General features: G+C 46.5%; 10 protein-coding genes. 5 read left to right on the plus strand and 5 right to left on the minus strand.

Annotated elements, in window-relative coordinates:
• Window positions 1–150: 150 nt before the first annotated feature.
• Together asnB and ACXAH6_RS15535 are read right to left on the minus strand one after the other, a co-directional pair.
• Complete coding sequence (gene asnB / locus ACXAH6_RS15530) at window positions 151–1,818, minus strand: asparagine synthase B (protein WP_474878273.1); 1,668 nt, start codon at window positions 1,816–1,818, stop codon at window positions 151–153.
• 230 nt (window positions 1,819–2,048) lie between these two features.
• On the minus strand, window positions 2,049–3,686 hold the full coding sequence (locus ACXAH6_RS15535) for a M28 family metallopeptidase (protein WP_474878274.1): 1,638 nt from the start codon (window positions 3,684–3,686) through the stop codon (window positions 2,049–2,051).
• Window positions 3,687–3,758: 72 nt separating this feature from the next.
• Between ACXAH6_RS15535 and ACXAH6_RS15540 the strand changes: the two genes are divergently transcribed.
• Window positions 3,759–4,613: a DUF3025 domain-containing protein gene (locus tag ACXAH6_RS15540; RefSeq protein WP_474878275.1), complete on the plus strand. Its 855-nt coding sequence runs from the start codon at window positions 3,759–3,761 to the stop codon at window positions 4,611–4,613.
• A 73-nt stretch (window positions 4,614–4,686) separates the two neighbouring features.
• On the opposite strand, the gene ACXAH6_RS15545 is transcribed toward ACXAH6_RS15540, so the two are convergent.
• Complete coding sequence (locus ACXAH6_RS15545) at window positions 4,687–5,394, minus strand: YIP1 family protein (RefSeq protein WP_474878277.1); 708 nt, start codon at window positions 5,392–5,394, stop codon at window positions 4,687–4,689.
• Between the two features lie 290 nt (window positions 5,395–5,684).
• On the opposite strand from ACXAH6_RS15545, the gene ACXAH6_RS15550 reads away from it, so the two are divergent.
• Both ACXAH6_RS15550 and ACXAH6_RS15555 read left to right on the plus strand, forming a co-directional pair.
• The gene (locus ACXAH6_RS15550) at window positions 5,685–6,509 is read left to right on the plus strand and encodes an ABC transporter ATP-binding protein (protein ID WP_474878278.1); all 825 of its coding nucleotides are present in this window, start codon (window positions 5,685–5,687) and stop codon (window positions 6,507–6,509) included.
• Between the two features lie 2 nt (window positions 6,510–6,511).
• Window positions 6,512–7,705 (plus strand): ABC transporter permease, encoded by a 1,194-nt coding sequence (locus ACXAH6_RS15555; RefSeq protein WP_474878280.1) that lies wholly within the window; start codon window positions 6,512–6,514, stop codon window positions 7,703–7,705.
• Between the two features lie 77 nt (window positions 7,706–7,782).
• Here ACXAH6_RS15555 and ACXAH6_RS15560 read toward each other — a convergent pair whose 3' ends face one another.
• Window positions 7,783–8,781 carry an AAA family ATPase gene (locus ACXAH6_RS15560; protein ID WP_474878281.1) on the minus strand — a complete coding sequence of 333 codons (999 nt, stop codon included), beginning with the start codon at window positions 8,779–8,781 and terminating at the stop codon, window positions 7,783–7,785.
• Between the two features lie 147 nt (window positions 8,782–8,928).
• Between ACXAH6_RS15560 and ACXAH6_RS15565 the strand changes: the two genes are divergently transcribed.
• Both ACXAH6_RS15565 and ACXAH6_RS15570 read left to right on the plus strand, forming a co-directional pair.
• The gene (locus ACXAH6_RS15565; RefSeq protein ID WP_474878283.1) at window positions 8,929–9,600 is read left to right on the plus strand and encodes a response regulator; all 672 of its coding nucleotides are present in this window, start codon (window positions 8,929–8,931) and stop codon (window positions 9,598–9,600) included.
• Window positions 9,597–11,027: a sensor histidine kinase gene (locus ACXAH6_RS15570; RefSeq protein WP_474878285.1), complete on the plus strand. Its 1,431-nt coding sequence runs from the start codon at window positions 9,597–9,599 to the stop codon at window positions 11,025–11,027. The genes ACXAH6_RS15565 and ACXAH6_RS15570 overlap by 4 nt, the downstream gene beginning before the upstream one ends.
• A gap of 106 nt (window positions 11,028–11,133) precedes the next feature.
• On the opposite strand, the gene ACXAH6_RS15575 is transcribed toward ACXAH6_RS15570, so the two are convergent.
• Window positions 11,134–13,902: a M16 family metallopeptidase gene (locus tag ACXAH6_RS15575; protein ID WP_474878286.1), complete on the minus strand. Its 2,769-nt coding sequence runs from the start codon at window positions 13,900–13,902 to the stop codon at window positions 11,134–11,136.
• Between the last annotated feature and the right edge of the window lie 34 nt (window positions 13,903–13,936).

Here is a 13,936-nt window from a genome sequence, read left to right on the forward strand (position 1 = left end):
GTATTGTTGTGGGGATTTTGGGGTTAGCATGGTGAACACTCCGAATTTCACTATGCCTATTAGATCAAAGCCCCAGACTTTCGTCTAGGGCTTTTTCAACAGTCTGCCACCGCTAGTGCGGTGGTTTTTTATTTGGGACAACACTCAGGTTTATTTACCCGAGTGAACACCTACCATAGAGCGACCTGAAGGGTCAGCGTTGTTCTTAAAGCTTGCATCCCACTCTAGGGCTTCTACTGTACTACAAGCGATAGATTTACCACCTGGTACACACTTAGCTGCGCTTTCTTGAGGGAAGTAACCTTCAAAGATTGTGCGGTAGTAGTAACCTTCTTTGGTGTCAGGTGTATTCACTGGGTAGCGGAATTCTGCCGTTGCCAATTGTTGATCGGTGATTTCTTGGTCAACAAAGTCGCGAATAGAGTCGATCCACGAATAACCTACGCCGTCGCCAAATTGTTCTTTCTGACGCCACAATACCTCTGCTGGCAAGGTATCGCCGTTATCAAAGGCTTTACGCAAGATCCATTTTTCCATTTTGCCATCAAGACACATTTTGTCTTGTGGGTTTAAGCGCATCGCAACGTCGATAAACTCTTTGTCGAGGAAAGGTACACGAGCTTCTACACCCCAAGCTGACGTAGCTTTGTTAGCACGCGCACAGTCGAACATGTGCAAACGCTCAAGCTTACGTACGGTTTCTTCGTGGAATTCTTTAGCGTTTGGCGCCTTGTGGAAATACAAGTAACCACCAAAGATTTCATCAGAACCTTCGCCCGACAATACCATTTTGATCCCCATTGCCTTAATTTTACGCGTCATGAGGTACATAGGCGTTGCCGCGCGGATAGTCGTGGTATCGTAAGTTTCAAGGTGATAAATCACGTCACGAATGGCGTCTAAACCTTCTTGAATCGTGAAGTGAATCTCATGGTGAACCGTGCCAATCATCTCTGCTACTTTTTGTGCAGCAAGGAGGTCTGGTGCGCCTTCAAGACCAACCGCGAATGAGTGAAGGCGAGGCCACCACGCATCTGATTTGTCTTCGTCTTCTACGCGCTTAGCAACGTATTTTGCCGCAACGGCCGACACCAAAGACGAATCCAAACCGCCTGACAATAATACCGCGTAAGGTACGTCAGACATCAGGTGTGATTTCACTGCTTTTTCGAACGCTTCGCGCAAATCATCAAGGTTGGTTTCGTTTTCTTTTACCGCGTCGTACTGCATCCAGTCACGCTGGTAGTAACGGGTCATTTCGCCAGTTTTGCTCCACATGTAATGACCAGGAGGGAACTCGCTGATCGTTTTACACACAGGTGCAAGAGCTTTCATTTCTGAAGCTACATAGAAATTACCGTGTTCGTCATAACCAGTATAAAGGGGGATAATACCAATATGGTCACGGGCAATAAGGTAGCTGTCTTTTTCTTGATCGTACAATACAAAGGCAAACATACCTTGTAGATCATCAATAAATTCGACACCGCGTTGCTGGTAAAGTGGCAAAATCACTTCACAGTCTGAACGGGTTTTAAAGTCATAAGGTTGAGCAAGTTTACTCGCTAGCGCTTTGTGGTTATAAATTTCACCATTTACCGCAAGAATTTGATCACCTGAGTTAGAAATCAGTGGCTGTGCACCGGTATCTACATCAACAATAGCCAATCGCTCGTGACACAAGATGGTATTGTCATTATTCCAGATACCCGACCAGTCTGGGCCGCGATGACGCAGCGTTTTAGTTAATTCTAACGCTTGGGTTCTGAGTTCTGACACATCGGTCTTGATATCTAGGATACCGAAAATACCACACATAAAAGGAATACTCTCTAGTCACTTGTTTTAAAAAAAGATTGAATTTTCTGTCAGGTATCTCGTAATGAGATGGTGGAAGCGATTGTTGTTGTAGGTACTTCTCACTAGCTACTGAATGTGCCAGCCTCAGGAAAAATTGCAAGCTTATTCTGGGGTTTTTAGAGAATATTGTTATAAAAAAGCCGTCCAATTAGGACGGCTTTGGAATAACGCTTTCGCTTGTTCGCCAATTACGGGCGTTGGAATTCGCTGGTTTTGCTCCACTGTGGCCACGTAGGGGCATTGGCAACTTGATAGCCCACATCGAACAACAATTGGGTATCTTGTGATATGCCGCTTAAGTCCCAGCTGTCACGGAATTGGTCACACACTTGGTGATAACAACCGGTGACAATGACATTCATACGCTTGCGGTACTTGGCTGTCGCTTCATCGATTGGCTCTGAGCCACCTTCTGCGTAAAGTGCAGGTACGCCTTTCTTGGCAAAGCTAAAGTGATCTGAGCGATAGTAGTAACCCGCTTCTGGGCGGTCTTCTTGAGTAAGGTAACGGCCTTGACGATCTGCTGCGGTTTGCAAGTAATCTTCCAGTTCAGACTTACCTTTACCTATCACTGCTACGTCTTTGGTTTTGCCTAATACATTCATCGCGTCCATGTTGATGTTAGCCACGGTTTTATCCAGCGGGATAATCGGGTGATCAGCATAGTACTTAGAGCCCAACAGACCTTGTTCTTCTGCGGTCACAATTAAAAAGCTAATAGAACGCTTAGGCTTAATCGACAAGTTAGTGAATGCATCAGCCATCACCAAAGCGGCGGCTGTACCAGACGCGTTGTCGTGGGCACCGTTATAAATGTTGTCACCTTCTTTGGTTTCATCTTTACCTAAGTGATCCCAATGGGCGGTGTAAATCACATGCTCATCGGCTTTTTCGGTACCGGGTAGCGTTGCAATCACGTTGTAACTCTTCGATTTTTCGAAGGTATTGTTAACCGTAGTTGATGCGGTTAAACCCATGGCTTTGTGATAAGGACCATTGAGGGCATGTTGCTTTTCAGCATCGAAATCCATACCTGCGTTGGCAAAGACTTCTTTGGCCGCATCCAGCGTTAACCAGCCTTCTACAGCTACACGGCTTGCACCACCGTCAGGAGTCACGAGTCCGTATTGAGGGCCACTCCAGCTATTGGCAACCACAGACCAAGGGTATGAGGCCGGTGCTGTTTCGTGCACAATCAAAGCGCCTGCAGCGCCTTGGCGGCTCGCTTCTTCATATTTGTAGCTCCAACGACCATAGTAAGTCATGGTAGTGCCTTGGAACTTGCCACTGTCAGGATTCTCGAAACCTGGGTCGTTCACGAGGATAACGACGGTTTTGCCTTTTACGTCTAGGCCTTCATAGTCGTTCCAATCGTATTCTGGCGCATTAACACCATAGCCAACGAAAACAAGTTCAGAATCAGCAAGATTGACTTCGGCTTGCTCGCGCTTAGACGAGACCACCATATTCTCTTTGTAGTTGTATGTGGTATCACCAATGGTTAGTGTAGCGCTGGGATCAGCTGTGATTTCCATCAAAGCCACTTCTTGAAGATAGGTTTCACCGTTTCCTGGTTGATAACCCATCGCTTGGAATTTGTTGACCAGATAATCGAGGGTCTTTTTCTCGCCAGCCGTGGTGGGTAAGCGGCCTTCGAATTCATCAGAAGCCAAGGTTTTCAACGGCTCAACTACCTTATCAGGGGTAATTTCATTGTACACTTGGTCGAAGTTGTTAATGGGTGCTTTGTCGTTAGTTGACTCTTCGCTACATGCTGTAACGCCCAACAGGGTGGGGATCATCAAAGACAGGATCATTCTTTTCATTATTGGTCTCTGTTTTGCTTTACAATAACGCTCAGTATAGAGAAATTGCGACACTGAACCAATACACCTGACATGAATTCTGTCCTGACAAATCGACCGCTAAGCACTATCACGGCCTTGGCCGCTCCTCCAGTAAATAAAATTCTCAATGAGTACCAGCTCGATACGTGCGATGGTATTCCTTCGGCGTCGGCGCTAAACGCCTTGGCCGCAAACCGAGGCGAACAATGGCAAGGCCCACAGTTTATAGCCCAGGGCGAGTTAACGGCCTCAACCTTGTATTACGAAGAAATTATTGCAGAGCAAGGGATTGTGCCAACCCGAGAGGATAATTGGCACGACTTGTTCAATGCACTGATTTGGCTGGATTTCCCAGTGACTAAACAGTATCTCAATCAGTTGCATATGGTGGATATTCGACAATTTGGCTTGCACCCCCGCACCCCCAGACGCAACCGAATTACCCATTTTGATGAATGTGGCGTGGTATTAGCGGTGCCAGAAGACAAGCTTGTATTGGGCAATGAAGTATTATCTTTGCTTGCGAACCACCAATGGACAAAAGGGTTTGTTGAGCATCGTGCTGATTGGGGACGGACGATTTTCCCCCATATGTTTGGCCATGCGAATCTTGAAATGATGCTTAACCCTTTTGAAGGATTAACGGGCAAGTGGTTAGCGGTTAAAGTGCCCGAGGGCTATGAAACACTAGGCTTGAATGAGAGAAAGCAGGTGCTTGATCAATGCTTACTTGAGCGTATTCAGGCATTGGGTGATTTTGACACCGCCAAACTTTTAAAGCCTTTGCCATTACTCGGTGTACCAGGGTGGCATGTTGAACAGACTGCAGCACTTTACAATAACACCGATTATTTTCGCCCGTTGCGGCATCCCCAACAGCCTAATGTGCAACTGCCGTTAGCCTAAATCAAATAAAAACGGCGGCTGCTACTTTGTCCTTTTCAGACATGTAGCAGCCGCCGCTTTCGAAGATCAAAGTTTACTTAAGTAAAACAGGGATCAAGAACAAACAGTAAAGGACAGCCGTTGGAATAATAGCCACAATGGTGGCTTTTTTGGTGGTAAAACTAGTCCATTGAGTAATCCCTACCGCGGTGAGGTAGATTGAGAACAAGGTGTCTAATCTAAAGCCTTGTAAGAAGCCCGCCCATTTTGATGTCATGGATACATCAAACCAATAGCTCGGTGAAAGTGGCGAAAGTACCGTTGGTGACAGTTGATGGTCGCTTGCAGCCAAAATCAAAATCACAGCGATAACACCATTGATAATCGTCGGCATAGAAGCCCACCACATAAAGCCATACCAGTCGGTGAAACCGTTTAGGTTCTTCTCGTCTGATTTAGTGACAAGGTGATAATACAAAGCGAAAATCGCTGAAAAAATCACAGGCATTAAGAAGCCAGCAATCACCGACTGCCAAATCATGGCGTTTTGGGTGATAAAAGCACGCATAGCGTCTTGTTCAGCAGGACTGGCGTCTCCGGCTTGCGCTTCGACGATTAACTCTTGAAACCATGCGAAATCCACGAAGTTGTAGTAAAGATAAGCCGGCAATATTGCCATAGTGATCACAAGTAGAAATGGGATCCACGACCAGTTGCTTTTTTCTTGTAGGGCCTGAAAAACACCTTTGGGTTTGATAAAGATGTCATTACAGGCTTGAAATGGGTTTGTTACCGTTTGCATCCCATGCTCCTTAATATTTGTTAACAATTCGTCAGTTTGTAATTTCACTGAGTTAGCTAAAATGCTAACGCTAGTTTTTTATACTGAAAAGAAAAACGATAAAGTTAATTGTAAGAAAGTTTGATTTTTTAAGACTGATAAACCAGTACAAACATCAATTTAACACAATTGACTCAAGCTAGTATTCGGTTCGCGAAGGCTTTAATGTAGTCATTAAGCAGTAAGGAACATGAGTATCTCGTGAAATTTCGCGGCGATGGACTCAACAATAACGAAAAGTAGGATGCATCATGATAGAAATATCTAAGCTGTCAAAACGCTTTCAGGTGGAAAACCCGAAAAAACTCAGTGAACAGGAAAAGAAAGACCCTCGGCTACAAGGACGCTTTTTTCATTCGGTAAAAGACGTGTCATTTCGCTGTGAGAAAGGGCAAGTATTAGGGTTACTTGGCCCAAATGGTGCGGGTAAAACCACCACATTGCGTATGTTGTCTACCGCATTAACGCCCGATGCTGGAGAAATTGTTATTGAAGGGACCAATGTGGTGTCGACGCCACTGGTTGCTCGCCAAAAGATCGGTTTTTTGTCTGGCTCTACGGGCTTGTATGGGCGACTCACCGGCCGCGAAAATATCGCGTATTTTGGTCGCCTGCACGGTATGAGCGAAGAGGCAATAGAAAAGAAAATCGCCGAGCTTACTGACATGCTTGAGTTACATAGCTTCTTAGACCGACGTTGCGAAAATTTCTCAACCGGTATGAAACAAAAAACGGCCATTGCCCGCACAGTGGTACACGACCCCAAAGTGGTGATTCTCGATGAGCCAACGACGGGGCTGGATATCATGGCTTCTCAAACTGTAATGGACTTCATCAAAAGCTTAAAAGCCAAAGGCGTACCGGTGATTTTTTCCACTCACCATTTGGACGAAGTGTCTGAGCTTTGTGATTGCGTGAGTGTTATTCAACACGGCATCACAACCTTTAGTGGTTCAATCGAAGCTTTCCGTGGTTTAGCTAACGGTTCGCTAAGAGATAGCTTCCTCGCAAGTTTGAACGTATCACCATCATCAGAATCGGTTGTTGAACCTCAACCCATTGCACAAGGAGCGTAATTATGTGGTTAGTCATGCTCAAAGAAATTAAAGAGCTCATTCGCGACAAAAAGACCATGTTCTTTATGATTGCGTTACCTGTTTTAGTATTTCCGGTGATTATTGGTTTAGCCACGTTTGTAGGCGCAAAGGCGGTTGAAAGTGCTAAGCAAGAAGTGTTGTCTTTCGCTGTGATTGGCGAGAATTATGCGCCTGAGTTTATTGAAGAAGTTACCGCTATCGAGGGGTTAGAGCTAGTGAGTTTGCCCAGTGACACCGATGCTTCGAGTTGGGTGAAAAGTGGCGACGGTGACTTTGTTATCGAAGTGCCTGAGAACTGGAGCAGTGATTCGCTGCAAAGCGGGCAGATTACGTTGAAAGTGTATCTCAACGACGCCGGGCTAAATATGGTGATGCAGCGCCTACGTGAAGTGGTGGAAAAATACGAAGAAGGCAACCAAATGCGTGCCTTTGAAGCCTTGGCTTTGAATGAAACCCAACAACAAGCCTTAATCGATCCTATCAAAATTGAGAAGGTGAATGTTGCTGATGAGCGCGAAAATATCGGTGCTCAAATCGGCGGTATGGTGCCGTACTTTATTTTCATCTTGTGCTTACAAGGTGCCATGATCCCTGCAACAGACTTGGGCGCAGGTGAAAAAGAACGCGGTACGCTAGAAACCTTATTGCTCTCACCATTACCTCGTCATCAATTGGTGATGGGCAAGTTCTTTACCATTGCATTTGCGGGCGTCATGTCAGCCTTGGTAACCGTGGCCAGTATGGCAATATGGGGGATTGTGCTTAGCCAAGGTATGGCGATTGCCATGCTGTCTGACTTTCTTGGTCAAATTGGTGTAATTGATTACGTACTCATCTTCCTTATGCTGGTACCAGTTGTCGCTATGTTTGCGTCGATCTTACTGACCCTGTCTATTTATGCACGGAGCTTTAAAGAAGCGCAGGCTTACATGACACCTTTGGTCTTCTTGGTCATTATCCCTGTTATATTTTCAATGCTACCGGGCGTTGAATTGAAAGGAGCATGGGCATGGGTGCCGCTGACTAACGTTGCCTTGGCCATTAAAGAGCTGATTAAAGGCACTATGGATTATGTGCAACTTGTTGCTATTTTCGGTTCAACCGCCGCTATCGCGGGAGCATGTATTGCCTTTTGTGTTTATTGGTTCGGACGAGAAAAAGTCTTATTCCGATAAGTGTAATCGCGCGTGACGATATAAAAAAATGCCCCCGTTTTACCGGGGGCTTCTAATGCTAGGGAGGCAAGAAATAGTTACGGTTTGAGTTTGTTGAGAATGTCGTGAATTAAGCTGTCAGCACTGACGCGATTGGCTTGAGCGTGAAAGTTCATGACTAATCGATGGCGCAGTACAGGCAAGGCGATAGCGCGAATATCATCACAGCTAACGGCAAAACGATTGTCTTGCAAAGCTTTTACTTTGGCCGCCAGCATTAGGCTTTGAATACCTCGTGGCGAGGCACCCAATGACACATATTGATTCACGTCGTCAGTGGCATATTCACTGCCAGGCTGAGTCGCCATCACCAAGCGAATAGCATAAGTTTTCGCTACCTCAGGTACAGGAATTTGACGCACAACAGCACGCATCTGATTCAAGGTATCAGCGTGTGTCACGGCCGTAATTTCCACTTTTTCATCACTGGTGGTTCGGTCAATGATCGTGTGATAATCCTGCTCGGTTGGATAACCCACAATAAGCTTGAACAAAAAGCGGTCTAGTTGTGCTTCAGGCAAGGGGTAGGTGCCTTCTTGTTCTGACGGGTTTTGTGTTGCCATAACACAAAATGGGTCGTCGAGTTTAAGGGTTTGTCGCCCTACCGTGACCTGCTTTTCTTGCATCACTTCCAATAACGCCGATTGGGTTTTTGGCGTGGCGCGGTTAATTTCGTCTGCCAGTACCAAATTGGCCATAATTGGCCCAGGTTGAAAGGTAAGCTCGTGGCCACCCGCCGCTGTTTCTGACAATACTGTGGTCCCCTGAATGTCGGCAGGCATCAAGTCGGGCGTGAACTGAATTCTGGAAAACTGCAGGTTTACCGCCTGACTGATCGTGCTGATCAGCATGGTTTTACCCAATCCGGGCACCCCTTCCAATAGCACGTGTCCACCAGCCATCAGGGCGATGAGTACCCCCTCAACGGCTTCTTCCTGACCGACAATCATTTTGTTGACTTCTTGCTTGATTCGGTAGAAAGTCTGTTTGAAATCGCTCGCTTGTTGCTTTAACTTCTCTATCTCTGTGTTGTCCATGATCACCCGGCATTGATACTGCGCTTCTTCTAATGGGTATTATTTCGCGTTTTGCTTGCACCAACCTTACGGCTTGGTGAGTAAAGCGAAATATCACAATTAAACATGACCACACAGTAAACGAAGAGAATAACAAAGGAATACTAAATGCGACTGTTGTTGGTGGAGGATGACGACGCCATTGCTGAGACAACGGGAGATTACTTGCGCAAGCAAGGTTTCACCGTTGATGTGGCTGAGACGCTAAGGTTTGCAGAGCAAGCAGTGCAAGGTTGTCAGTATGAAGTGGTGATCCTCGATCGCATGCTGCCCGATGGCGAGGGGTTGTCGTTGATGCGCTTTTGTCAACAACGCGGCCTGACTAACCGATTTTTAGTACTGTCGGCATTAGACGAATTGGGTGATAAAGTCACTGGGCTTGATGAAGGTGCGGACGATTACTTAGCCAAACCGTTTGAGCCGCAAGAATTACTCGCGCGTATTCGCGCAGCGATGCGTCATCCATTAAGCCAAAAACAAACGCTGATTGAGGTCGGCAACTTGACCTATGACGGGGCGAATCACAACGTGTTTGTACACGGAGAGTTGTTGATGTTGTCTCGTCGTGAACTCGCAATTTTATCTTTGTTGATGAAGCGAGCGAATAGGGTTATTGCCAGAGAGTCTATAGAGCAAGCTATCTACAGCTTTGACGACGACATTTCCTCCAATACGCTAGAGTCGCATATGTCTCGGTTGCGCAAGAAATTGACAACATTCGATACTCAGGTGGTCATTCAAACTCTACGAGGCGTGGGATATCTCCTGAAAGCACAATGAAAATACTCCAACCACTTATTAATTTGCCCAAGTCGATGATGGGGCAAATCGTAATTCTAACCCTGCTCTTTATGGGAGGGTTAATCTATTACGTTGCGATTAAACCTATTTCTGAAATACCGAGTACCGACAACCCCATGCGCAGCACGGAGTCGTTGGTGACGTCGAGTTTGCGCACCTTTATGCGAAACGTGGAAAAAGATCCAGAACACGCTGGTGCGTTAGAAGATGACGACGTGATCCGAGAGATCATGGCGACGAACCCAGACTTTAAGTTTTATATTCGACAAAACAATTTTGTGTATACCAATGGCAATGAAAACGACCGCTTTAACCAACAGCGATTTGAATCGGTGCATCGTTATGCCACTGAGCAAAAAGATTTGTCAGTGTGTACTAACGCCAGTTATAGCTCGACGTTGGAAAACGAAGAAAAGCAAGTGTCGGCTTATTACAGCTATTGTGGAGACGACAGCTATTACCTTGAATTTTCGGGTATTGTTCAACCGCTTCGGTCGTCGTATTTCGACTTGTCTCAATATTACCCAAAGTGGTTTTGGTCGTTTAGTCAGCTCAGTTTATACGCCGCTGGTGGCGTGTTTTTAATTGCCGTAATTATTTTGTTATTTAACATTCGCGCTATACGTCGTGTTGCGAATGTCGCTAACTCGCTCGACCCTAAAAAACTGAATAAAACCCTGCCTGAAAATGGCTTGCCAAAAGAAGTGTTGCCGTTAGTTAAAGCGGTTAACCAAATGATGGGGAAAGTTGAAGACACACAGAAAAAACACAATTTCTTTTTGTCTACTGCAGCACATGAAATGCGTACGCCCTTAACTGTTTTACGCACGCGTTTAGAATCGTTAGAAGACGGAGATGTGAAAGACAAATTGGTGAACGATGTGCGCAAGTTGGTAACGCTGGTGAATCAGTTGCTGCGTTTGATGCGCGTGGGCGGGCCACAATCGTTGAAAAGTCAGGTTGATGTGGTAGCGACATGTGAAAAAGTGATCAACGAGCGACGCTCCCACGCCCGTATTCGTCAATGTGAACTGGTGTGGAGTAGTAAAGTCGATCATTACTGGGTGAATGGAGAGCAGGATTTACTCGAAGTGGCATTGGCCAATTTAATCGACAATGCGCTGTCATTTTCTCCGGCTGGCGGCAAGGTAGAAGTACAATTGTCTGAAGCGGGTGTGTTGCAGGTAATCGATCATGGCCCAGGCATTGATAACGCGCATTTAGCCTCTTTGTTCGAACCCTTTGCTAAGTTTCCACCCAACCGCAATGGGCACGGTTTGGGCTTGGCCATTGTTAAAGCGGTGGCACAATTACACCACGCCGATATCAATGCCAGTAACGGTGAGCAGGGCGGGGCGGTATTTACTTTGACCTTCCCTGAACGCTTGATGTTGGCGTCAGAGTAAACGGTTTCTTAGGCTTAAATAGCAGGCAACCTTCATTGAATGCTTGGGTATAAAAAAAGGCAATCGGTTAGTACCGGTTGCCCTTTTTAGTCGTTACTTTGTTTTACTATCGGATGCGATTACCGTACACATCCCATACTTCAACATCGCCAAAGCCTAGCGCACGAACATCATCTTCAATCACGCTTAAGTCACCCACAACGACCCAAGTGAGAGCGTCTGGCTGATAGGTTTTGGTGGCTTGCGTTCTTACCTGTTCTAGCGTTACCGCTTTTAAACGTCCAATCGAGCCTTCGGCGTAGCGATACGGCGTGCCGTAAACCTGTGCGTTAATCATTGCATTTAAAAACGCTGTATTACTGGTGTAGGCCGAAGGAATGGAGCGAATCGCTGAGGCTTTATCACGCGCAAGCTCTTCAGCGGTTGTTGGCGCTGTGGTCACAAAATCGCAAATTTCGCGTTTTACCTCAACCATACTGGCGGCGGTTTTATCGGCTTGTACTGTGCCGCTGGCACTGAATACGCGTTCTCCCGAAGGTGTACTGCCTATTCCTGCACTAAAGCCATAGGCCCAACCTTTGTCTTCGCGCAAGTTCATGTTTAAGCGGCTGTGAAAACTGCCACCCAAAGCGGCATTCATTAACCCTTCTGTTGCTGCTAATTCACGCTGATAAGGGGCCACTATATGGCCTGCGGTAATACTACTTTGCACCATGCCAGGGGCGTCAACCAATATGATTTTACCCGTTTGAGGCTGCGCTTTTGCAACTTCAGGTATGGCGTGATGAGACACTGGTTGCCAGTCGCCAAAGTGAGCAGAAACTACGGCTACGGCTTCATCAAGGGTAATGTCACCAATGAGGTAGATAGTGGTGTTGTTTGGACCAATTTCGTTGTCGTGAAAGGCTTGAATTGTTTCTCGAGAGAGGTTTTTCTCTTCCTCACGAGTGGGAATGTGCCCGTGACGATGAGCGTCGCCCCACATGGCTCTACCGAACACGGCGCTGGCAGCATTTATCGGTGTGCGTTCGTAATTGTCGTAAGCAGGATCGACGCGGTCGATACTCTTATCGATTTCTTTTTGCGGGTAAATCGGGTGGCGAATCATTTCTGCCGCGAGAGAAAACGCATCATCCAGATGTTCTTTTAACGGCCCAAAGTTCACTCCACTTTGACGCTCGCTGGCACTGCTCATGATCACGGTGCCAATTTTATCCATTTGTTTGTCCAGTGCGCTCGCATCGTATTTTTCTGTGCCGGTCGCCATTAATCCAAATGCATGTTCGGCAACGCTCGTGCCGTAAATCGGATTAAGTGCCGTGCCGGTTTCAAACTGCATACTAATATCTACAACCGGCAGACGCGGACGGTTGGCTACAACTAAATGAATACCGTTGTCGAGGGTGGTTTGTTCGATGTCGGGGAAATGTACCTGACCATTGAATTCGCCAATCTCTGGTATGGCTGAACGGTCTACCTCAGCGCTCATTTTCTCTGTGCGCGGGAGGGGACGTAATTGAGATTCAAAATACGGTTTATCGAGCCATTTCTTCGCCAATGCTTTTAATTCGCTCGGGGTTGTAGCATTTAACCACGCTTGCTGTTGTTGGAAGAAAGTGGGGTTGTTATGAAGTACTTCACCTTGAATCAATTTGGTACCGATGGCCGAAGGTCGTTCGAGAGAGCGAACCAAGCTGATTTTCAGGCTCAATCGCAGAGCATCAAGGGCGTCTTCTTCTGGACCGTTTGCAAAGTAAGTTTGCATGGCTTGCTGTATTAATGCATCAACATCGGCCACGTCAACGCCGGGTTTTAGCGATACATTAATCGAAAATACACTACTGACTTCATTGTCGTTGACCGACGCAGACACGTGTGTCGCTAAGTCGTGTTCATCAATGAGCAAGTCGGTGAGTGGTGTGTTTTTAGAGCCAGCGAGCGTGCGGGCTACCACGGCCATTAATGCAGTGTCTTTGCTGTCGTTATTGGGCAAAGGCCAACTGCGAATAAAGTTTACCGTAGGTACTTGGTCATAATTAATGTCGCGTTTAACATCGGTAAATTCCGGCATCCACTGGTCAAGCTTATTGATAGGTTTGCCTGTGGGCGCGTCGGAGAAGTAATGGGCGACTTTTTCTTTCGCTGTGGCGAGATCGATATCACCCGCTAGCACTAACACCGCATTACTCGCCCCGTAGTAGTCGGAGAACCAAGTTTTTACATCTTCTAAAGAAGCCTTGTCCAAGTCTTCCATAGATCCAATAGTAGTATGGGCATAGGGGTGTGTGGGAGGATAGAAGTTAGCTTGAAAGCGCTCCCGAGCCAGAGAGCCTGGGCGAATTTGCCCTTGTCGTTTCTCGTTTTTAACCACGTCTCTTTGTTCATCGAGTAATGACTGGGTAATCGACTCGCCCAGATATGCCATGCGGTCTGATTCCATCCACAACGCCATGTCCAATGCATTGCTTGGTACTGTGGCATAGTAATTGGTGCGGTCTAAACTTGTGGTGCCGTTCATGCCTGTTGCGCCCGCTTTATCGAACGGCAAAAAATACTCGCCTTCGCGGTGTTTTGTTTCTTGAAACATTAAATGTTCAAACAAATGCGCAAATCCAGATTTACCTTCAGGCTCGTCTTTTGAGCCGACCTTGTACCACACACCCACATAAACGGTAGGAACACTGTTATCGGTGTAAACAAGGGTGGTAAGGCCATTGGGTAAAGTGAATTTTTGGTAATCCACCGAGAGGTTTTGCGTATTCGTTTCTGGTTCGGCTGGTGTGGCGTTAACCGTTGTAGAGGTTTGCGTTGCCGAGCAGGCGCACAGTGCGCTGCTAACGACTAACGCCATTAGTGTGTGTTGAATTGGTTTCACCCACAAACTCCTGATCGCGAGAAAAATGAACATG

The organism is Alteromonas sp. ABE4_545 (assembly GCF_056161325.1).